This is a genomic window from Roseobacter sp. CCS2 (assembly GCF_000169435.1).
GTDB lineage: Bacteria > Pseudomonadota > Alphaproteobacteria > Rhodobacterales > Rhodobacteraceae > Yoonia.
Genome location: NZ_AAYB01000003.1, coordinates 104,406 through 124,529 on the forward strand (window position 1 = coordinate 104,406; position 20,124 = coordinate 124,529).

The window sequence follows — 20,124 nt, forward strand, 5'->3', positions numbered from 1 at the left end:
ACCCTTCAGGGCATACATACCTTCTCAGGCGGCAACTAGGCACGGACAGATTGCTAAGTGTTGCGGATACGGCCTAAAAGAACGCTTGAAGTCCCGTTTGTGCACGCCCAAGGATCAATGCATGCACGTCATGGGTGCCTTCGTAGGTATTCACCGTCTCTAGATTGATCATATGTCGCATAATCTGGAAGTCTTCGCTGATTCCATTACCGCCGTGCATGTCGCGCGACGCCCGCGCAATATCCAGCGCTTTGCCGCAATTATTCCGCTTCATCAGACTGATCATCTCAGGGGCAGCTTTGCCTTGTTCCATCAGACGGCCCAATTGCAAGGCAGACTGTGTGCCAAGGGCAATCTCGGTTTGCATATCGGCCAGCTTCTTTTGGAAAAGCTGCGTTTGCGCCAAAGGTTTGTTAAATTGTTTGCGATCCAACCCATATTGACGGGCCGCGTGCCAGCACGCCTCTGCCGCACCCATCACGCCCCAGGCGATCCCATAGCGCGCACGGTTCAGACACCCAAACGGACCTTTCAGACCCTGCACACCGGGCAGTAGGGCATCCTCGGACACAGCGACATTATCCATCACGATCTCACCCGTGACAGAGGCCCGCAAACTCAGCTTACCGCCCACTTTGGGGGCAGACAGCCCTTGCATGCCCTTATCCAGAACAAAACCGCGGATTTTGCCGTCATGCGCGTCTGACTTCGCCCAAATCACAAAAACATCCGCGATTGGCGCGTTGCTGATCCACATTTTTGATCCGTTGATGATGTAGCCATCTTCGGTCTTTTTGGCGGTTGTTTTCATGCCCGCCGGATCGCTGCCTGCATCAGGTTCAGTCAGGCCAAAACAGCCAATCAACGTACCAGCGGCCAGCCCAGGCAAGTATTTGGCGCGCTGGGCGTCACTGCCGTAGGCATGGATCGGATACATCACCAGCGATGACTGCACGGACATCATTGAACGATAGCCGCTATCCACCCGTTCAATCTCGCGGGCGACAAGGCCGTAAGTGACATAGCCCGCGCCCAGCCCGCCATATTCTTCGGGGATTGTCAGACCCAACAGGCCTGCGGCACCCATTTGTGCGAAAACATCGGGATCAACTGTTTCTTCTCGGTACGCGTCGGTCACGCGAGGCTGCAAAACATCCTGAGCAAATGTGTTGGCCGCATCGCGCAACATCCGCTCATCCTCGGTCAGCTGATCTTCCAGCCGCAGGGGGTCGGCCCAGTCAAATGGCCCAAGATCCGGGCCAAATCCAGTTGCTTTGATCGGTGTGGAATCGTTCATAACGTCAGCTCCCGTTCGCTTAGGCGCAAACTAGGCTTTCTGCGACACCGGGGCAATGGATGGCAGTGTATGACAACGTGAAATCCCCAGACTGATATCGCCAATAAGCCGATCATCATTGATCAATGCTCGTAATTTGCAACACTGGTTCCAAGTACGCTGTGCTATGCTACAGTAAGATTTTTGAGAACAAGATATATTAAACATGACAGAACATATTACTGATATTCCCCAACGCGCCCTTGACTGGCACCGCGCTGGCCGCGGGGTGGCCATTGCGACCGTTGTGCAAACCTGGGGCTCTGCGCCACGGCCGGTTGGCAGCCAAATGGTGGTTGACGCAGACGGCGCGATGGAAGGATCCGTCTCTGGTGGCTGTGTCGAAGGGGCTGTGATCACCGATGCCATTGATGCCATTTCCGAGGGCGAACAACGCCTGCTTAGTTTCGGCGTCAGCGATGATGAGGCTTTTGCCGTGGGGCTGGCGTGTGGCGGTGAAATCAAGGTGCTGGTCGAACCCGTAGGATCGGTTGTACCGGTTGAGATACTCGAACGGCTCACAGACGCCCGCTATCAATCGCAGCCTGTTGTCTATGTGACAGACATTGAAAATAGCAGGCCGCGTCTGAAGGCGGCCTCTGCTTACCCGGATCGGCACCGCACCGATACATCCGGAATTGAAGAGGACGGGCGCACCTTTGTGGCTGTGCACAATCCGCCCCTGCGGATGATCATCGTTGGTGCAGTGCATATCGCTCAATATCTGGTCGGTATGGCGCGGGCCTGTGGGTATGATCCCATTTTGGTTGATCCGCGCCCGGCCTTCGCGTCACAGGCGCGCTTTCCCGGTGAGGAGATACACGATGACTGGCCGGATGCGGCCCTGCGCGCGCTCAAGATTGATGCGCGCACGGCTATCGTGACGCTGACCCATGATCCTAAACTTGATGACCCGGCAATTGTGACCGCTTTGGAATCCGACGCATTTTATCTGGGTTGTCTGGGATCAACACGCACCCATGCAAAAAGAGTGGAGCGGTTGAAAGAGGTGGGCTTTACCGATGAAGAGATCGGGCGCATCCACGCGCCAGTGGGACTTGATCTTGGCGGGCGGCAACCGGCAGAGATCGCGGTCAGCATTATGGCGCAGGTGACAAAATCGCTTAGAAAACCGCCGTTACCTTAGGCCAGACAAAGCCGGTTTGCGTCTTCAACGTTGGAACCTTTCGTTTGCAGGGACGTTTCACCTCACAACCATTATTCCAAAATATACCTTGTGAGGACGCCATGCGAAAATCGACACTCAAATCCACAACATCTTTGGTGATGAGCTTTAGCCTGATCGCAAGCCCGATTTTTGCGCAGCAAGCAGCCGTGGATGCGATTGAACCTGAACTTTGCGTTGGCCTTGGCGCAACAGACGAAGCAGAGCCTCAGGCTGAGGTTGTTTTGCCTTGTCTGACAGTAGACGGCACCTTGATAGTAGACGAGGAAAACCTGCAAGCAGCCTTGGATGCGCAGGCCGACATGGCAGATGAAACAGAGCAAGATACAGCGGTAGAAAATGAAGAGGCTGCAGTCGAAGTGGAGGCTGATCTTGCCGAAGACACTGATGCGGCTGTTGTCGAGGAAGAGGCAGTTACTGCCAGCGACACTGACAATGAAGAAATCGTTCCAGAGGATGAACCGGCAGTTGTGTCGGATGAGCCGCTGGAAATTGAAGAAGCGCCTTCTGCGGATGTGATCGCTGATGACAATGCGCAAGCAGATGTAGCGGTCGACGGTTCTGTCGCAGATGATGAAAATGAAGCATCGCCAGAGGCTGATGTCGTTGTCGAGGAAGATGCGCAAGCGACTGACGATGCCCCAATTGTCGTAACAGAAGGGGCACCTGAGGGTGATGACACCGACGTGGTTATTTCCGAAGGATTGGCTGAAGGAGAAGACACAGAAGTTGTGGTTAATGAGGGCCTGCCAGAGGGTGCCGAGACCGAGGTAGTCGTATCGGAAGGTGTTCCCGCTGACGCGACAGAGGACGGCGGGCTTTCAGAAGATGTGTCAACAATCGTCGATGATACGTCGCCCGCGACCGCAGCAGCCGCCGCCGAAACCGAAGGGGAAGTGGACAGTTCTGGTGAGGTCGTAGTCGAGGAATTGTCAGAAGATGACGTGCGCGGCAGTGACCAAGATTTTGAAACCGCTGCCACTGGCGATGTCGAAACTTCCGCATCAAACGATGACGACGGGCTCAGCAATTTTGAACGTGCGCTTCTGGTCGGTCTTGGTGCTGTGGTTGTCGGCTCTGTGCTGAATAATGGTGATGAGGTTGTTTCCAATAGCGGCGATCGCGTCGTTGTCCGCCGTAATGACGAACTTGTCGTCTTGAAAGATGATGATGTTTTGCTGCGACAGCCGGGATCACAGGTGCAGACAGAGTCGTTCGACGATGGATCGACCCGGGTGATTGTCACACGACAGGACGGAACACAGATCAAGACCATTCGTGGCAGTGACGGCCGGGTATTGCAGCGCACGCGCATATTTGCTGATGGGAGCGAATACGTCCTGTTTGACGACACGCAACGCGCTGATCCAATTGATATGACGCAATTGCCGCAGGTGGAAGAAGACCGCGTACAGCCGCAAACATCGCAAGGCGATGTCGATAGTTTGCGTCTGGCACTTATGGCAACACAGAATGCGGCTATTGATCGGACATTCTCATTGCGCCAAATCCGTCAAGTTCGCGAAGTACGGGCGCTTGCCCCCGAGATTGAGTTGGACACCATCACGTTCGCAACAGCCTCGGCCGCGATTCAACCAAGTCAGGCAGAGGAACTCACCAACCTCGCCGTTGCCATCTCGAATATTATCGAAGACGACCCGCGACAGGTCTTTTTGATCGAAGGTCATACAGATGCAGTGGGCGATGCGAGCTATAACCTTGCCTTGTCAGACCGGCGTGCCGAAACAGTGGCTTTGGCGATGACAGAATATTTCGATATTCCGCCAGAAAACCTGATCACACAGGGATATGGTGAAAGTGCGTTAAAAGTGTCCACACCGGGGCCGGAGCGGGCAAACCGGCGTGCATCAATCCGTAATATTACATCGCTGCTGCGCTAACCCGCTTACATGAATGAAAAAGACCCTCTGCACTAGCAGAGGGTCTTTTTTCGTAGCGGGTTTTTCTTGATCAATCCTACTTGGGCAACGGCCCGATCAGCATGACCATCTGACGGCCTTCCATCTTGGGAAAGTTTTCAACCTTGCCAGCCTCTTTTGTGTCCTCGGCCACACGTTCTAGCAATTCGCGGCCCAATTGCTGGTGGGCCATTTCGCGGCCACGAAAACGCAGGGTGATCTTTACCTTGTCGCCATTGTCCAAAAACTTGAACACATTGCGCATCTTCACTTCATAGTCGTGATTGTCCGTATTCGGACGGAACTTCACTTCTTTGATTTCGATGATCTTTTGTTTCTTACGGGCCTCGGCTTCTTTCTTCTGGGTCTCGTATTTGAACTTGCCATAGTCCATGATTTTGCAAACCGGTGGATTGGCGTTTGGAGAAATCTCTACCAGATCAAGGCCAGCATCATCGGCCATTTCCATCGCACGTGCAGGCGTGACAACGCCGACGTTTTCGCCTTCGGCACCGATCAGGCGGATTTCATCTGACCTGATGCGGTCGTTGATCCGGGGGCCGGTGTCACGTTGTGGTGGGGCATTATGGGGTCTGCGTCCTATGGTCTTTATCCTTTGGTTGTTCCATTTTGGTATTGATCAAACTAAACACCCCAATGGGCAGCTTCAACCCGCAAAAGATGCGGTTTCCCGCTGATTATTCCCCGCTGATTGCACTTTCCCTTTGGCAAGCCATCTGACATATCCAAACCCAAGGTCCGATGGGGGCCCAAATATAGATTTGGAAAGGAGATGACCCATGCGTGCAATTATTATTCTCGTTGTTGTCGCGGTTGTTGGCTTTTTTGGCTATCAGTACGCTGCCGAAGGTCGCAACCCGAGTGAAGCGATTGGTGTTCTGACAGGCGCCACGCAAGAGGCAGAACGCGCTGCCGCCGAAGCAGAGGCCGCCGCCGCAGAAGCTGCTGCCGCTGCCGAAGCACAGGCCGCTGAAGAGGCCGCTGCCGCCGAAGCCGCTGCTGTAGAAGCTGCCGCCGCCGCTGAAGAGGCCGCCGCTGCCGCTGCTGCAGAAGTAGAAGCAGCCGCCCAAGCCGCAGAAGAAGCCGCTGCCGCCGCCGCTGAGGAAGCTACAACTGCTGCCGAAGAAGCCGCCGCCACTGCTGAAGAGGCTGTCGATGAAGCCACAGCCGAAGTGGCAGAAGCTGGTGACGATCTGATGTCGATGGCCGATGAATTGCTGACTGTTGACGGATTTGATGCCGAAAAGGTCACGCAGCTTGTCGAAGGTTCAGAGATGTCTGACGATATGAAGTCGCTTATGACAACAGCCGTTGACACTGCAAAAGACAATCCTTTGCTGCTTGAGCCAGTGCTTGCAAACATCCGCGAGGCGCTGGGCCTTTAATCCCGCGCATCGCTGAAAAAGAAAAGGCCGCGTCGTTTCTGACGTGGCCTTTTTTTGTTTAAGTATGGGTGACTTAGTCCAAAAACGCCTTCTCAACCACATAATGTTGCGGGTTTGAATTGGCGCCTTCAACCAGCCCATATTCCTCAAACATCTCTTTCAGTTCAAGGTTGAAGGCCAGATTGCCACAGATCATCGCCCGGTCCGTTTCAGGTGACAGGGGCGGCACGCCCAGATCGGCAAATGCCTCGCCCGACCGCATCAGGTCGGTGATCCTGCCCATCTTCGGGCTCTCTTCGCGGGTGGTGGTTGGATAATATTTGATCTTCTTCCAAAACCCTTCGCCGATCACTTCGTTAAGCAACCCATCGGTTTTGAGCGCTTCGATCAGGTCACGCCCATAGGTCAGCTCACCCACTTCGCGACAGGTATGGGTGATGATCACCTCGTCATAATCTTCATAGGTCTGCGGTTCGCGCAGCAGCGATGCAAACGGGGCAAAACCGGTGCCGGTGGCAAAGAACCAAATGCGTTTGCCGGGGATTAGCGCGTCATGCACAAGAGTTCCGACAGGTTTGGGGCGCAAGATCAGCTCATCTCCGGGTTGGATGTGCTGCAACCTTGATGTGAGCGGGCCATCCTGCACCTTGATGGAATAAAACTCCAACTCTTCGTCCCAGGATGGGGATGCAATGGAATAGGCGCGCAACAGTGGCTTTTGCTTGCCTGTTTTGGGGTCAGGATCACCCATCAGACCGATCATCACGAATTCGCCTGAGCGAAAGCGCAGCGCGGCTGGGCGCGTGACCCGAAAGGAAAACAAGCGGTCGGTATAGTGTTTCACATCCGTTACGGTCTGCGCATCAGGCAGGGTAGGGACGGCTTTGGCGGTATCTAATGTCACGGGCGTCGCTTCAGTCATATGTGTCATGGCAGCCCTGTTAGGGCCGCCCTCCGGTTTAGTCGTTGATCTATGTCAGGGAAAGGGGGCTTAGCCGCGCAGGCGCGCCTGATAGTTATGATTTTGCCAATCCGCACGAAATTGCCATTGATCTTCGGGCTGGCGGGCGGCCAAAGCATCATCAATTTCAACCTCATCAAAGCCGGACCGGCGCGCCATCGCGTATTGGTCGGCCAGCACATGCCCTTTGGCGCGCAAACGGCCCTTGTATCCTGCGCGACGTAGCATTGCAGCCAGTGTGAACCCACGCCCATCGGCAGAAGACGGAAAGGCGATGCGAATCATCGGCGCATTGTCGAGCCCGATAAGCGCATCTGGTGGCGTGTCTGACGGCAGATCAATGCCATAATCGCAATCATTGGCAGCGACGTCGTCCAGCGCAATAAATCCGCAGTCGAAATCATCGGCGGAAAAGCCTGTGTCGGTGACGATCACACTCATGCAGCTTGTCCTTCTTTTGTGGCTACAGACGTTTCAAAATGAATACCGCATTCCGTTTTTTCGCTGTTACGCCAACGACCTGCACGTTGATCTTCATGATCGCTGACCCGCGTTGTGCACGGCATACAGCCCACTGATGGATAGCCTTTGGCAACAAGCGGATGGCGTGGCAGGTTGTGTTGCGTGATATAGTCCTGCAAGTCCCGCGCTGACCATTTGGCCAAGGGATTCACCTTGATCTTACGGCCCTCTTTTTCAAAAAGCGGCAGATCAGCACGTTTGCCACCCTGGAACTGTTTGCGCCCGGTGATCCAGCCATCGAACCCTGCCAAAGCCGCGGCCAATGGCCGGGTTTTGCGCAGGTTACAGCACGCGTCCGTATCGGCCTGATGCAACAGCCCGTCAACATCTTCGATCAACACGGCATCGCGATTGGGTGTGATCACGTGCACGTCCGTCAGCCCAAGTGACGCGGCCACCTCTTTTTGATAGGTCAGCGTCTCTGGGAACAGCATTTCGGTATCCAGAAAGATAACAGGCGTGGCCTTGTCGATCTGGGATATCATGTGCAGCAGCACAACGCTTTCGGCACCAAACGATGACACCATAGCGATTTTTCCGATTTGCACATCCGACAGGGCATGGCGCAGCACGGTTTGCGCGTCTGATTTACGGTGCAGGATATTGCGGCGCTCGGCCAGTTCCTTAAGCGGCATTTGCTTTGTCCTCTGCTGGATAAAGGATGGCTTTGAACGGCTCCATGCCCAAGCGGCGATAGGTTTGCAGGAAGGTTTCTTCGGCGTCTGAACGCAGACCCAAATAACCTGTCACCAAACGTTCAATCGCTGGCACAATCTCGTCGGCGCTAAAGCCGGGGCCAGCACGTTCGCCGATTGTTGTCGTCTCAGTCCCGTCACCACCCAGCGTAATCTGGTAGTTCTCCACACCAGCCCGATCTAGTCCAAGGATACCAATGTGACCCACATGGTGGTGCCCGCACGCGTTGATGCAGCCTGAGATCTTGATCTTCAGCTGACCGATTTCATGTTCGATTTTCAACTCATCAAAGCGCGTGGCGATGTCCTGCGCAATCGGGATCGAACGTGCCGTCGCCAGCGCGCAATAGTCCATGCCGGGGCAGGCGATGATATCGGACGCCAGTCCGATGTTCGCAGTTGCAAGATCAGCTTCGCGCAGGGTCGCATAAACCTTGGCAAGGTCGGCCTTGTGCACATGCGGCAAGATTACGTTCTGTTCGTGACTGATGCGCAGTTCACCATGGCTGTATTGTTCAGCCAAATCGGCCATCACGCGCATTTGGTCTGATGTGGCATCGCCGGGTGTGGCGCCATGCTTTTTGATGCTGATCGACACGATGGCATACCCATCGGCCTTGTGCGCGGCAAGGTTGGTGTCGGTCCATGACCGGAAGGCAGGGTTGGCCAGACGTGCGGCCTCATACCCATCGGTTGATTTTGTGGTGAAGGCGGGTGGCGCGAACGCCGTTTCAATCTCGGCCAAGAGGTCTTGATCATGCCCAGAGAATCCGTCGCGGATTGTCGCAAAACGCTCTTCCACCAGCTCTTGGATTTTTTCCAACCCGTTCTCATGCACCGTGATCTTGATGCGCGCCTTATACTTGTTATCGCGGCGGCCCAGCAGGTTGTAGACGCTAACAATCGCCTCGCAATAGGGCAGCAAATCAACCTTTGGCAGGAAGTCACGCAGCACTTTGCCCACCATCGGAGTACGGCCAAGACCACCACCGACGATAACCTCGAAACCCGGCTCGCCCGCGTCATTGCGGACCATGCGCAGGCCAATGTCGTGCGCCTTGGTGACGGCGCGGTCGTGTGCGGCACCCGTCACGGCAATTTTGAATTTGCGGGGCAGGAATTGGAATTCTGGGTGGTCGGTGGACCACTGGCGCAGCAATTCTGCAATCGCACGTGGGTCTTCGATTTCGTCCGCAGCAGCCCCAGCAAAGTGGTCTGCGGTCACGTTGCGGATTGTGTTGCCGGACGTCTGGATCGCATGCATGCCAACATCGGCCAAGGCCTCAAGCATATCAGGCACATCTTGCAGTTTTGGCCAGTTGTACTGGATGTTCTGGCGCGTGGTGAAATGGCCATAGCCTTTGTCCCAACGGTCCGCGATATAGGCCAGCTTGCGCATTTGGTCCACACTCAGCGTACCATAAGGGACTGCAACGCGCAGCATATAGGCGTGCAGTTGCAGATAAAGGCCGTTCATCAGGCGCAGCGGCTTGAATTCATCCTCGGTCAAAGAACCATCGATACGGCGTTCAACCTGCCCACGGAATTGGGCAACACGGGAATGGACGAATGCTTCGTCAAAGTCGTTGTAGCTGTACATTACGAAAGCTCCACTTGTTTGCCATGGGCATAGTTCGATGGGCCGCGCGTGCGAAAGGTTTCGCGGAAGTGTGTGGGTTCCGGACCTGCCTCGCCTGCTTTGGCGTCTGCCAAATAAGCGCCTGCGATTTCATCCGCCCGCGATTGTGCTTCAAGCAGGCGCAAATCAGCGTGGGCCTCATCGGTCATCAACTCAGCTTCACTGATATCGCGGGTCCATGTGTTGGCTTCGGTCAACCACACGGCGTCGCCTTCCAGCAACGCATTGGCAGTGACAACTTTGGGGGTGAACGTCCGGGGCATTATGCAAACTCCTTGAGTTGGCGGGCTTTGGCTGCGGCATCGCGCGGGGCAAGGCCGTAGAAGGTGATCGCCGGACCCTTCAGGTCAGCTTGGGTCAGGGTTGGTTCTAGTTCGGCCAATGTGGTTGCGATGATCTGCTGATCAGCGCGGCTGACGTTTTCGATGATCGTCACAGGCGTCGCAGGGTCCGCGCCATGCATCAGCAAACGACCTTGGATAAAGCGTGCGGATTTCTTGCCCATATAGATCGCGGCGACCTCGCCGGGTTGGGCCAATGCTTTCCAATCGTGATCGGCATACCCTTTGGTGTCGTGACCCGTGATCAGGCGCACAGCAGAGTTCCGGCCACGTTTGGTCAGGCTTTGCCCGATGTTGGCCACAGCAGCAGAGGCGGCGGTGATGCCGGGAATGATGGTGTAAGGGATATTATGCGCTTCAATCGTCTCAATCTCTTCATCCAAGCGGCCAAAGACCGTTGGGTCACCAGCCTTCAGGCGCACCACGTGGTGCCCGTCTAGCGCGTGCTGCACGATCAGCGCGTCGATGTCGGATTGGGCCATGGATTTTCCAAAGCCTTCTTTTCCCGCATCAATGATAATCGCTTCACGGCGCGCGAGTTCAAGGATCTCACCAGTGACCAGACGGTCATGAATAACGACATCCGCCTTATCCAGCGCATTACGTGCCTTGAGTGTCAGCAATTCGGGGTCACCGGGACCTGCGCCCACCAGATCTACAGAACCGGCTTTTGCGGTCTGCATAATATGCGTATCAAGATGCTGTTCGAGGGCGGTGATAACTCCGGTCTCACCGTTTTCTGCCAAGGCTTTCGGACCACTGCCAAAATAGAAGGACGACCAAAAATCGCGGCGCTTGCGGCCCATTGGCAGCACCTCAACCGCATGACGGAAGGTTTTGCCGATGCGTGCCAGAACACCTAATGACGTCGGCAAACGTTCTTCCAGATCAGCCTTGATGGCACGGGCTAGCACAGGGGCCGCGCCTTCGGTGCCGATGGCAACCGTCACAGGGTTACGGTCAACGATAGCAGGCGTGATGAATTGACTGTCGGCAAGGTTGTCGACGATATTGACCAGTGCGCCTTCGGCGTGGGCGATAGCAGAGACGCGGGCATCTTCGGCATCATTTTCGTTGGCGGCATAAAATAGGGCAGCGCACAGCGCATCACCGGGTTCCATGGCGCGCGCGATGATCCGCAGTTTGCCTTGGTCAGCCCATTTGCGGATGTCGTCAGCGATCTGATCAGCGATCACTGTCAGATGCGCCTCAGTCTTCATTAGCAGGCGCAGCTTGGCCATGGCGGCATCACCACCGCCTGACAAAATAATGCGGCGGCCTGCGACGGCAAGGAAGATTGGAAAGTGCTTCATGGGTGTGAACCTTTGATTTCTTGGGTTCAATATAGAATAATGTTCTGATATTTACCTCCCCATCAGGTAACTTAAGAACACATGTTCCGCGCTGGCTTGAGTTAGGACTGTTTGTCCTACAAAAACGGAGATTGAAGAATGTCGGTGCGGATAGACGCCACAGACCGGAAAATTTTGGCGGCGATGCAAGAGGATGCAGCGCAATCGCTGGACGAAATTGCAAAATCTGTCGGGTCGTCCAAGACGCCTGTGTGGAATCGCATTCGCAAGATGCGCGAGGCTGGGATTATCGGACAGCAGACCGTATTGCTGGATGCAGATGCGCTGGGGTTTGAGGCCTGTTTCTTTGTGCTGATCCGCACGTCCGAGCATGATGCAGACTGGCAAGGGCGGTTCCTAAAAGCGCTTAGATCGCGGCCAGAGGTGCAAGAGGCGCACCGGCTGGCGGGGGACATTGATTATATCCTGAAGGTCCGGGTGCAGAACGCGCGAGCCTATGACACGTTTTATCAGGCGCTGATATCAGAGGTGAAGGTGCACAACGTGACAGCGCTTTTGTCGATGGAAGAGATCAAGTCGACGGTCGCATTGCCGCTCTGAGGTGAGCCATCATCAATTTTCGGTAGGTTTATGAACAAAGTTCAAGAAATATCTTGACCATACTTTATTGCTTCAATATATGAATGAACATTGTTCATAAATGGAGTGAAATCATGAAACCCCTCAAAACCACCGCAGTCCTTACGGCGCTGACATTAGCGACTGCTTGCGCGACACCCAGTGGTCAGCACGCAACACAATCAGCAGATCACAGCGCGCAAGCTGCCAGCCATGGTGTAAGCGCTGTTGCGTCTGGCGCCGCCACCGTTTCAGCGGTGCCCGTCATCGCGACAGGGGCCGTGCTTTCTGTCACCGGTGCTGCGATTGAAACCGTTGGTGCCGCATCTGTCGAAGCTGGTGTCGCGGTTCTGAGCGCAAACAGCAACGCACCCGCGCCAACCTGCCGCGCGAGCCGAACAACGACATGTGTTGTGCCCAACGGTCCACCACGGTTGAACTAAAGGAGGCGAGGTCATGACACGTATTCTGACAGTTATTTTTCTTTTAGTGGTAACACTTTTGCCAGTCGCATCCTCTGCGGGCAGCAGTGCGGCAAGTAACCCTGTATTGCCCGCAAATGAAGTTGCGGCATTTTCCAACAAGGTACAGCGCGATCTGGCCGCGCGCGGGGCCAATGTGGCGATTGTATCGCGTGTGGGGCGTGACCCTGCCGTTCTGCCCGATGGGATCAACTACACGCATGTGGCTTTTTGGGTCTATGCACGGATCACAAAGGCAGATGGCAGCACCGGCATGGGCTATCGTGTCTATAATCTTTATCAGCGCGATGGCGATCGGACCCAAAGTGATCTGGTGCAAGACACGCCGGGCGACTTTTTTGCCGGGGCCCATAGCCTGGATGCGGGGATCATCATTCCTGACCCGCGCTTGCAGCGCAAACTGCTTGATGTGATCACCAGCCCCACATACGCAGCTTTGCACAACGCGCAATATTCGGTCCTTGCCAATCCGCGCTCTGGCCAATTTCAAAACTGCACAGAGCACACGTTGGATGTGATCATGGCCGCACTTTATGACACAGATGACCCCGCACAGATCAAAGCCAATATTACGGCCTATTTTACGCCCCAGCGGGTGCCTTTGAACGGATTGCAACGGTTGTTTGCGCCTGCGGCCTCAATGGCGCTGACGACCGCTGATCATGGTGCCAACGTGGGAACAGCGACATTCGGTTCGATTGCGCGGTTCATGGAAAGTAACAATTTGCACGACGAGGTTTACCGGATCACGCCGACACAGGTTGTCCGTTTCTAGGGCTGTTTCGTTACCATCAAACGCTCTAACCCGTGGAAGTGGTAGACATCACCATATTGTGGTGCCTCGGCCAGTGTCAGGTCGGGGCATCGTGCGAATAAAGCCTCTAATGCAATTTGTAGTTCTAACCGGGCGAGGGGGGCGCCCACGCAAAAGTGGATGCCGCCACCAAAGCTGGTATTTTGCGCGCCCTTGCGGGTTGGATTGAAAGTGTCTGCGTTGTCATAGGCCCGCAAATCACGGTTTGCAGACCCCAGCAGGCAAGCAATTTGATCGCCCCATTGAAAGCTGTGATCGCCCAAGGTGACATCTTCATAGACCCAGCGGGTGAACATATGCAGGGGCGGATCGTAGCGGATAATCTCTTCGACGGCTGCTTCTGTGATGTCTGAGACATCATGATCTAGCAGCGTTTTGGTCCCGTTGCCCAGCGTGTGCACCGTGGCCTCGTGCCCGGCGTTCAGCAGCAGAATGCAGGTGGTGATCAGCTCATCTTCGCTTAGCTTTTCGCCGTCTTGTTCGGCCGCAATCAAAGTAGAGATCATATCATCAGTCGGTGTTTTGCGCCGTTTGGCGATATAGCCGCGCATGAAGGCAACGAAGTCATTGGTCGCGGCAATGGCATCCGCCTCGATCTGCGGTGTGCGGCGCGCCTGATACATCGCAACCATGGCATTGGACCAGCGAACCAGATCATCGGCGCGGTCCTCTGGCACGCCCAGCAGGCGCGAGATGACGATCACGGGAACGGGCTGGGCGTAGTGTGTCAACAGATCAAAGGGTTGATCGGGAAACCCATCAATCAGTGTATGACACAGTGCCTTAATATCCGGGGCGAGGGCGGCAATCGTGCGGCTTGTAAACGCGCGCAGGACCAGCGCGCGCAACCGCGTGTGCCGAGGCGGTTCCAATTCTAGCATTGAATGCGCTTCGACCTGAAAAAAGGGCATCAGATGGTCGGGAATATCGGGCGCCAGTTCCGGTGGGCATTCACGGCCCATACGCCTGTCGCGCAGCACTGCATGCACCATTTTATGAGATACGGCGCAGGCCATGCCGTAGTCATCCCACCATATAAAGTCACCAGCCTGACGTGCGGTGGCATAAAACGGATAGGGGTCTTGAACGAATTCCGGGTCTGTAGGCGATTGGCCGAGCGTTTTCATGCGAAAGGTTTGTCTGACCTTTCTGTGTATTGCAAGCGCACCCGGGGGCGTAATCGCCGTACAATTCTTGATTGCACCAATGGGCAACCGCGACGTTCTGACGCGCACCAAAAGACCGTCTTTTATGGTATTCTGCATACAGTTGGATACAAAAAACGTCTGGCTTGCAGACGAAGTGACGGGATCACGAGCCAACAAGGGAGGGCGTTCATGGCCAAGATGCCTATGGACGAAAAAGCGTTTGATCGCTCTGAATATCGCAAGGCTGACCGGCAATTCAGGTTGGCAGAACAAGAGCTGCCGCAAGACGCAGTGTCGTCGCTTGCGCGCGAAGTTGTAAGGCGTCTTGCATTTAAAATGCCACATGCTGTGAAAAAAGAAGATCTGCCGACTGCATCAGACATTGATCAGTTGTGTGCCGCGTTGCTGTCGGAAAAAGATAGCGCGGCAGATCAATTTATTCTGTCAGCGCGTCGCGATGGGGTGGCGATTGATGCCATCTATCTAAGCTACGTCGCCGGTGCCGCCCGCCGCTTGGGCGAAATGTGGGATGATGACGAGATTTCGTTCCTTGATGTGACACTGGCCTGCGGTAAACTTTACCGTATCATTCGCGGTCTGCGCCATGTCATTGCCCCCGGCATTCTGGCCGAACGGGATGAATGGCCTGCCATGTTTGCGCTTGTCCCTGGCGAGACCCATACGTTGGGGATTGAGATTGCCACCGATATCTTCCGCCGCGAAGGCTGGGATGTGGATATGATGGTCGGGCTTGATCATGATATGCTGGTCGATCAGTCAGATCGGCGCAACTACCGGGCGATTGTTCTGGTGGCCAGTTCCGATCACATGATCGAACCGCTGACCCGCCTTGTGCTGGCGATCCGTATTTCTCATCCATTGGCGCATTTAGTGGTGGCTGGAAACATCCTTGATCACCACCCGGATATTCTTGATCTGGTGGGGGCTGACGCGATGATCAAAGATATCGAAACCGCGGTCAGCGAATTGCGCCACGTGATCGAAGACGTCTAGGCCCGTTCGAGTGCTGCTATAATGGGTGAAAAATCCGCAGCAGTCAGGCTTGCGCCACCAACAAGTGCGCCGTTGACATGCGGCACCGCAAAGATATCAGCCGCATTGCTGCCTTTGACCGATCCGCCATAAAGCAGCGAAAATTCCGCCCCATCGTCAAAGCGATCTTGCAGGCGCTTGCGCATATGCGCATGCACCTGTGCAATCTGATCTGTGGTGGGAACCTTGCCAGTACCAATGGCCCAGACAGGCTCATAAGCGATGACCGTATTTTGGGCGTCGGCGTTTGCGGGAACAGACGTGTCCAGTTGCGCGTCGATCACATCAAGCGTGGTGCCACCGTCACGTTCGTCCAATGTTTCCCCAATGCAGATCACCGCAATCAATCCTGCATCATAAGCGGCCTGTGATTTCGCAGCGATCAATGCATCTGTTTCGCCATGATCCGTGCGGCGTTCCGAATGACCGACCAGAACATAGCTTGCGCCAACGTCAGCCAGCATTTCGGCACTGATATCACCGGTGTGCGCACCAGCCTCTGCTGTATGGCAATCTTGCCCGCCAATATCGAAGGGCGTGTCTTCGCACGCACTGATCAGCGTAAAGGGGGGGCAGATCAGAATCGCAATATCCGCATCCCCATGTTTGTCTTCCAGTGTCCTTAATTCGCCAAGGGTGCTTTGCATCCCGTTCATTTTCCAGTTTCCGGCGGCGATCTTACGGGGCATGGCAGGTCCTTACATTAGTGAAGCAATCGTACGTCTTGCTAATGTGCAGGCCTCCATCGGATCGTCAAGGGCCGCGTCGGGAACGGACCAATAGGGCATGTTATGAAATTGGGTGGCACCATGATCGGTAAGCGCGGTCACGATATCGCCCTTGGCCTTGAGATAAAGCTGACCATCACTGCTCATCAGGGCAAAGACGCCGCCATCCAGATATAAGCACATGCCGCCAAACATTTTGCGGGTTGTGACACGTCCAAGATCAGAAAACAGATCAGTGGCGAACGCGATATCTGCGTCCGCAAGGGCCATTAGCTGGCTTGGATGTTTTCGTCGAACTTGATCGACTCGCCGCATCCGCAGGCATCGACCACATTAGGGTTACGGAACTTGAACCCGGCCTCAAGCAGTGACACTTCATAATCGATCTCGGTCCCGAACAGGAACATCTGCGCCATGGGTGCAATCATCACCCGCGCGCCATCCTGTTCAACGACCTCATCCAGCGGATCAACCTCTGTCACATAATCCATGGTGTATTCCATGCCTGCGCAGCCGCCTTTCTTGACGCCGATGCGCAGCCCCTGATGGCCATCTTTGTCCATAAGCTTTGCGATTTGTGCTGCGGCCTTGTCAGTGATGCTGACGGCCTGTTTGCCTGGAATGCCGAACATAACGTTCTCCTTTAAACACTATGTAAGGCACATAGGCGGCCCACTCAAGATGGGGTCGGGTCGATGCCGTAGATTGTGATGAGCGATAATGTCGCAAAACTCACCAGCAAGGCCCAGCCGAAGGAGGCGAGCGTGCCGATAATCACGTATTCACCTGCTTTTTGATCTTTTGATGCAGTATCAAAGCGCAGCACCGATTTGGCAGCGATCAGAAAGCCGATCCCGCCGGGTTGCCCGGCCAGGACCATCAGAAAGATCAGCGCCCGCTCTAAAAGGCCGATCATGCGTCCGGCCTCGGGCAGGCCCTGTTGTGGCATCATGTCAAAGTCCTGCATCAACAGCCCGACAGCAGGGCCGCCGGCGTGCACGCAAAGGATAAGCCCAGCGCTGATCGCCAAAAGGTATTGCGTCCAGATGCCGGCCTCTGGCCAAAGCAAGGCCAGATCAGGCCAGAACCACAAGACAGCGGCAATCGTCGCGAAATGTGCCAGTTGATCGGCGACATAAGCCCAAAGCCTTTCAGGGGCGACATGCGTCTTGATCAGATCAATCACCAGATGCAGCAGCGTAATGGTCAGGGCAGGCAGGATTTCACCACGCAAGGCCAGCAAGGTCAGCAGAAATACCACGCCGATATGGGCGGCCATTGCAGCGGGTTTTTTCTTGTTGTTGATGATCCAGCTATTCTGCAACGGATAATCAGCCAACAGATGCGCAACAATCAGGGCGAGGGCAGTCGTCAGCATTTAAGTGGTCTCGTCCGATGCGTAGTTATGGTTGCGCATAGCGTAAAGGGCATTGTCGAAATACGATAGCCCCGCGCCAGCAAGGCGGCTTTGGACCGCTTGCCGGGTCACACCAAGGGTTTCGGCGATATCCTCATGCCGGGTCAATTGCCCTTCAAGGTGTATCGCCACAGCCTCGGCCTGTGTTGCGGTCCAGCCCGTGGCGATCCATTCGGCCAGATCAATGATGGCAGTCTGTTCGACGCCAATCCCCTGACCAGCAACGCAAAGCACGCGATTTCGGCCCATCTGCGCCAGATGATCACCCGATACGAAGAAAGCAGGCCCGGTTGCATCCGAAAGATCGCGGGTGCCTAGGGTATCAGATGCACCTACACCGATAGAGATACGTGTCGCGATTTGCGTCTGCCCGGCCTTAAGGCGGGCGACAAAGTATAAAGCCGCGTCCAGCAACAGGCCGGGTTTTGTCAGTACGATCTGCCAGCCATCACCGCGGTACCGTGTGAAGCGAAGGTCAATATCCCACGTAGCGCCAAATGCCTGGGCGGCGTGGCGCAGAACATCAAACGTCTTATCGACAGCCGCTGTGTCTGACTGGCGTGATTTGATCAGGTCACCTGTCAGGACGGCGCAATGTGTTGCTTTGGTCATAAGCAATGATTATCATTTGCTAATGCATAAAGCAAATAAAATTGGGTGCTTCAAAAATTAGCAATGTATTTCATTTGCTTTTCCACATATGGGGCAGCAATTGATTTTGTCAGACGTCATGCGGCGCTCGAAAGATGCCTAAACGTCTGTGTCGCAGCAAGTTTAAATCTAAGAACAATTATTCTGCTGAACGCTACATGAAACCCAATTCAAGGCGGGCTTCGTCAGACATCATATCCATGCCCCACTGCGGTTCAAACGTCATCTCAACATCCACCTGTTTGACACCGGGCAAAGGCTCAATCGCGTCAGCGACCCAGCCGGGCATTTCACCGGCCACAGGGCAGCCGGGGGCGGTAAGGGTCATGATCACGTTGACGGCATTATCGTCTTTGATGTCAATCGTGTAGATCAGGCCAAGATCATAGATATTCACCGGGATTTCTGGGTCGTATACTGACTGGCATGCCTTGACGACATCTTCGTACAAAGGGTGGTCCGTGGTCGAAGGCGCGATCATCGGCGCACCTTCAAGCTGAGCGTTGCTGTCAGTCATGGCATTGGTCCCTGCAATTCCTGACCAAACATATAGGGTTTGGGTGCAAGGGCGTAAAGGGGGGCTGATGTCAGCCGAAGATTGCCCCCTTGGCAAAGTGGCCCGGATCAGTGAAGAGAGGCGGATGACCCAACGCTTTTCATTCGCCCTTAACGCCACAGACGGCAAAGCCCGGACCGGCGTCATTTCAACCCCGCGGGGGGATATTCGCACGCCTGCCTTTATGCCGGTAGGCACTGCCGCCACGGTAAAGGCGATGATGCCAGAAAGTGTGGCCGCAACAGGCGCTGATATTCTGTTGGGCAATACCTATCACTTGATGTTGCGACCGACGGCGGAACGCATCGACCGCCTTGGTGGCCTGCACAAGTTCATGAACTGGGACAAACCAATCCTGACCGACAGCGGCGGGTTTCAGGTGATGAGCCTTGCCGACTTGCGCAAGATGACCGAAACGGGCGTGACCTTCAAAAGCCATATTGATGGGTCCAAGCACGAATTGACGCCGGAGCGGTCGATGGAAATTCAAAAGCTTTTGGGCTCTGATATCGTGATGTGTTTCGACGAATGCCCGGCATTGCCTGCGGACCGGGCGCGCATTGCTGAAAGCATGCAACTGTCAATGCGCTGGGCGCAGCGGTCACGCGATGCCTTTGGGGATCGGCCGGGGCATGCGCTGTTCGGTATCCAGCAAGGTGGGCTGGAAGAAGACCTGCGCGCACAAAGCGCCGAGGCGCTGAAAGCGGTTGAATTTGATGGCTATGCTGTTGGCGGCCTTGCCGTTGGTGAAGGGCAGGAGGCGATGTTCGGTGTGTTGGATTTTGCGCCCGATCAACTGCCTGTGGATAAGCCACGCTATCTGATGGGTGTGGGCAAGCCGGATGATATCGTGGGCGCTGTGAAACGCGGCATTGATATGATGGATTGCGTACTACCCAGCCGGTCTGGGCGCACGGGGCAGCTTTTTACGCGCCGTGGCGTGATTAACATCAAGAATGCCCGCCATGCCGATGATCCAAGACCATTGGATGAACACTGCACATGTCCGGCCTGTTCAAACTATTCACGCGCCTATCTGCACCATGTATTCCGCGCGCAAGAGATGATCTCTGGCATGCTGCTGACATGGCATAATCTGCATTATTTTCAGGAAATCATGCAGGGGATGCGCGATGCTATTGCCGCTGGAGCGTTTGCCGATTGGGAGGCAGATTTCCACGCGATGCGCGCGCTGGGCGATATCGCACCATTGTCTTAATTGGATCATGCCACGTAGCCTTCGGCGAAAGTTCGATTGGACGAGAAAAGTCAGGGTTGGCTTTTCCTGCATTTAAAAGGCTTTTTGCCTATTCGCGGCTTGCGCACCCTGCGCGTCACA

At 55.1% G+C, this 20,124-nt stretch carries 23 protein-coding genes; 8 read left to right on the top strand and 15 right to left on the bottom strand.

The window, feature by feature from the left end:
• Positions 1-73 precede the first annotated feature (73 nt).
• Entirely contained in the window at positions 74-1,297 is a 1,224-nt protein-coding gene (locus tag RCCS2_RS11745; RefSeq protein WP_008234483.1) for an acyl-CoA dehydrogenase, read from the bottom strand.
• A gap of 205 nt (positions 1,298-1,502) precedes the next feature.
• On the opposite strand from RCCS2_RS11745, the gene RCCS2_RS11750 reads away from it, so the two are divergent.
• The gene (locus RCCS2_RS11750; RefSeq protein WP_008234484.1) at positions 1,503-2,483 is read left to right on the top strand and encodes an XdhC family protein; all 981 of its coding nucleotides are present in this window, start codon (positions 1,503-1,505) and stop codon (positions 2,481-2,483) included.
• 101 nt (positions 2,484-2,584) lie between these two features.
• Complete coding sequence (locus RCCS2_RS11755) at positions 2,585-4,423, top strand: OmpA family protein (protein ID WP_037294076.1); 1,839 nt, start codon at positions 2,585-2,587, stop codon at positions 4,421-4,423.
• A 76-nt stretch (positions 4,424-4,499) separates the two neighbouring features.
• Here the strand turns inward: RCCS2_RS11755 and infC are convergent, their stop codons facing one another.
• The gene (gene infC, locus RCCS2_RS11760) at positions 4,500-5,078 is read right to left on the bottom strand and encodes a translation initiation factor IF-3 (protein WP_156788531.1); all 579 of its coding nucleotides are present in this window, start codon (positions 5,076-5,078) and stop codon (positions 4,500-4,502) included.
• Between the two features lie 163 nt (positions 5,079-5,241).
• Here infC and RCCS2_RS11765 point away from each other — a divergent pair, with 163 nt between their 5' ends.
• A complete protein-coding gene (locus RCCS2_RS11765) occupies positions 5,242-5,847 on the top strand; it encodes a hypothetical protein (protein WP_008234488.1) in 606 nt (201 codons plus the stop codon).
• Positions 5,848-5,920: 73 nt separating this feature from the next.
• Here RCCS2_RS11765 and RCCS2_RS11770 read toward each other — a convergent pair whose 3' ends face one another.
• Genes RCCS2_RS11770 through cysG form a run of 6 tightly spaced genes read right to left on the bottom strand, consistent with a single transcriptional unit; the run spans position 5,921 to position 11,318 of the window.
• A complete protein-coding gene (locus RCCS2_RS11770) occupies positions 5,921-6,778 on the bottom strand; it encodes a ferredoxin--NADP reductase (protein WP_008234489.1) in 858 nt (285 codons plus the stop codon).
• A 60-nt stretch (positions 6,779-6,838) separates the two neighbouring features.
• Complete coding sequence (locus RCCS2_RS11775; protein ID WP_008234490.1) at positions 6,839-7,249, bottom strand: DUF934 domain-containing protein; 411 nt, start codon at positions 7,247-7,249, stop codon at positions 6,839-6,841.
• On the bottom strand, positions 7,246-7,965 hold the full coding sequence (locus tag RCCS2_RS11780) for a phosphoadenylyl-sulfate reductase (protein ID WP_008234491.1): 720 nt from the start codon (positions 7,963-7,965) through the stop codon (positions 7,246-7,248). The genes RCCS2_RS11775 and RCCS2_RS11780 overlap by 4 nt, the downstream gene beginning before the upstream one ends.
• Positions 7,955-9,625 (bottom strand): nitrite/sulfite reductase, encoded by a 1,671-nt coding sequence (locus RCCS2_RS11785; RefSeq protein ID WP_008234492.1) that lies wholly within the window; start codon positions 9,623-9,625, stop codon positions 7,955-7,957. Before RCCS2_RS11785 ends, RCCS2_RS11780 begins: the two co-directional genes overlap by 11 nt.
• On the bottom strand, positions 9,625-9,927 hold the full coding sequence (locus RCCS2_RS11790; protein ID WP_008234494.1) for a DUF2849 domain-containing protein: 303 nt from the start codon (positions 9,925-9,927) through the stop codon (positions 9,625-9,627). The genes RCCS2_RS11785 and RCCS2_RS11790 overlap by 1 nt, the downstream gene beginning before the upstream one ends.
• Positions 9,927-11,318 carry a siroheme synthase CysG gene (gene cysG / locus RCCS2_RS11795; RefSeq protein ID WP_008234496.1) on the bottom strand — a complete coding sequence of 464 codons (1,392 nt, stop codon included), beginning with the start codon at positions 11,316-11,318 and terminating at the stop codon, positions 9,927-9,929. Before cysG ends, RCCS2_RS11790 begins: the two co-directional genes overlap by 1 nt.
• Positions 11,319-11,456: 138 nt before the next feature.
• On the opposite strand from cysG, the gene RCCS2_RS11800 reads away from it, so the two are divergent.
• From RCCS2_RS11800 to RCCS2_RS11810, 3 genes are all read left to right on the top strand, one after another.
• Positions 11,457-11,918 (top strand): Lrp/AsnC family transcriptional regulator, encoded by a 462-nt coding sequence (locus RCCS2_RS11800; RefSeq protein ID WP_008234498.1) that lies wholly within the window; start codon positions 11,457-11,459, stop codon positions 11,916-11,918.
• Positions 11,919-12,031: 113 nt separating this feature from the next.
• Positions 12,032-12,379, top strand: a complete 348-nt coding sequence (locus tag RCCS2_RS11805) for a hypothetical protein (protein WP_037294077.1) — start codon at positions 12,032-12,034, stop codon at positions 12,377-12,379.
• 13 nt (positions 12,380-12,392) lie between these two features.
• On the top strand, positions 12,393-13,193 hold the full coding sequence (locus RCCS2_RS11810; RefSeq protein ID WP_008234513.1) for a DUF2145 domain-containing protein: 801 nt from the start codon (positions 12,393-12,395) through the stop codon (positions 13,191-13,193).
• Here the strand turns inward: RCCS2_RS11810 and RCCS2_RS11815 are convergent.
• A complete protein-coding gene (locus RCCS2_RS11815; RefSeq protein ID WP_037294078.1) occupies positions 13,190-14,359 on the bottom strand; it encodes a cytochrome P450 in 1,170 nt (389 codons plus the stop codon). The genes RCCS2_RS11810 and RCCS2_RS11815 overlap by 4 nt on opposite strands.
• Before the next feature lie 210 nt (positions 14,360-14,569).
• On the opposite strand from RCCS2_RS11815, the gene RCCS2_RS11820 reads away from it, so the two are divergent.
• Positions 14,570-15,394: a cobalamin B12-binding domain-containing protein gene (locus RCCS2_RS11820; RefSeq protein WP_008234515.1), complete on the top strand. Its 825-nt coding sequence runs from the start codon at positions 14,570-14,572 to the stop codon at positions 15,392-15,394.
• Here the strand turns inward: RCCS2_RS11820 and tpiA are convergent.
• The 6 genes from tpiA to RCCS2_RS11850 all read right to left on the bottom strand — a co-directional run bounded on the left by tpiA (position 15,391) and on the right by RCCS2_RS11850 (position 18,746).
• Positions 15,391-16,122, bottom strand: a complete 732-nt coding sequence (gene tpiA / locus RCCS2_RS11825) for a triose-phosphate isomerase (RefSeq protein ID WP_008234516.1) — start codon at positions 16,120-16,122, stop codon at positions 15,391-15,393. The genes RCCS2_RS11820 and tpiA overlap by 4 nt on opposite strands.
• 9 nt (positions 16,123-16,131) lie before the next feature.
• Positions 16,132-16,431, bottom strand: coding sequence for a TfoX/Sxy family protein (locus tag RCCS2_RS11830; RefSeq protein ID WP_008234520.1), 300 nt, complete (start codon positions 16,429-16,431; stop codon positions 16,132-16,134).
• Positions 16,431-16,793, bottom strand: a complete 363-nt coding sequence (locus tag RCCS2_RS11835; RefSeq protein ID WP_008234521.1) for a HesB/IscA family protein — start codon at positions 16,791-16,793, stop codon at positions 16,431-16,433. Before RCCS2_RS11835 ends, RCCS2_RS11830 begins: the two co-directional genes overlap by 1 nt.
• 44 nt (positions 16,794-16,837) lie before the next feature.
• Positions 16,838-17,539 carry a DUF3307 domain-containing protein gene (locus tag RCCS2_RS11840; RefSeq protein WP_008234522.1) on the bottom strand — a complete coding sequence of 234 codons (702 nt, stop codon included), beginning with the start codon at positions 17,537-17,539 and terminating at the stop codon, positions 16,838-16,840.
• On the bottom strand, positions 17,540-18,190 hold the full coding sequence (locus RCCS2_RS11845; protein ID WP_008234523.1) for a hypothetical protein: 651 nt from the start codon (positions 18,188-18,190) through the stop codon (positions 17,540-17,542). It lies immediately after the preceding gene.
• Positions 18,191-18,383: 193 nt separating this feature from the next.
• Positions 18,384-18,746 (bottom strand): SUF system Fe-S cluster assembly protein, encoded by a 363-nt coding sequence (locus RCCS2_RS11850; protein ID WP_008234524.1) that lies wholly within the window; start codon positions 18,744-18,746, stop codon positions 18,384-18,386.
• Positions 18,747-18,870: 124 nt separating this feature from the next.
• Here RCCS2_RS11850 and tgt point away from each other — a divergent pair, with 124 nt between their 5' ends.
• Positions 18,871-20,004 carry a tRNA guanosine(34) transglycosylase Tgt gene (gene tgt / locus RCCS2_RS11855; protein ID WP_008234526.1) on the top strand — a complete coding sequence of 378 codons (1,134 nt, stop codon included), beginning with the start codon at positions 18,871-18,873 and terminating at the stop codon, positions 20,002-20,004.
• Positions 20,005-20,124: the final 120 nt, after the last annotated feature.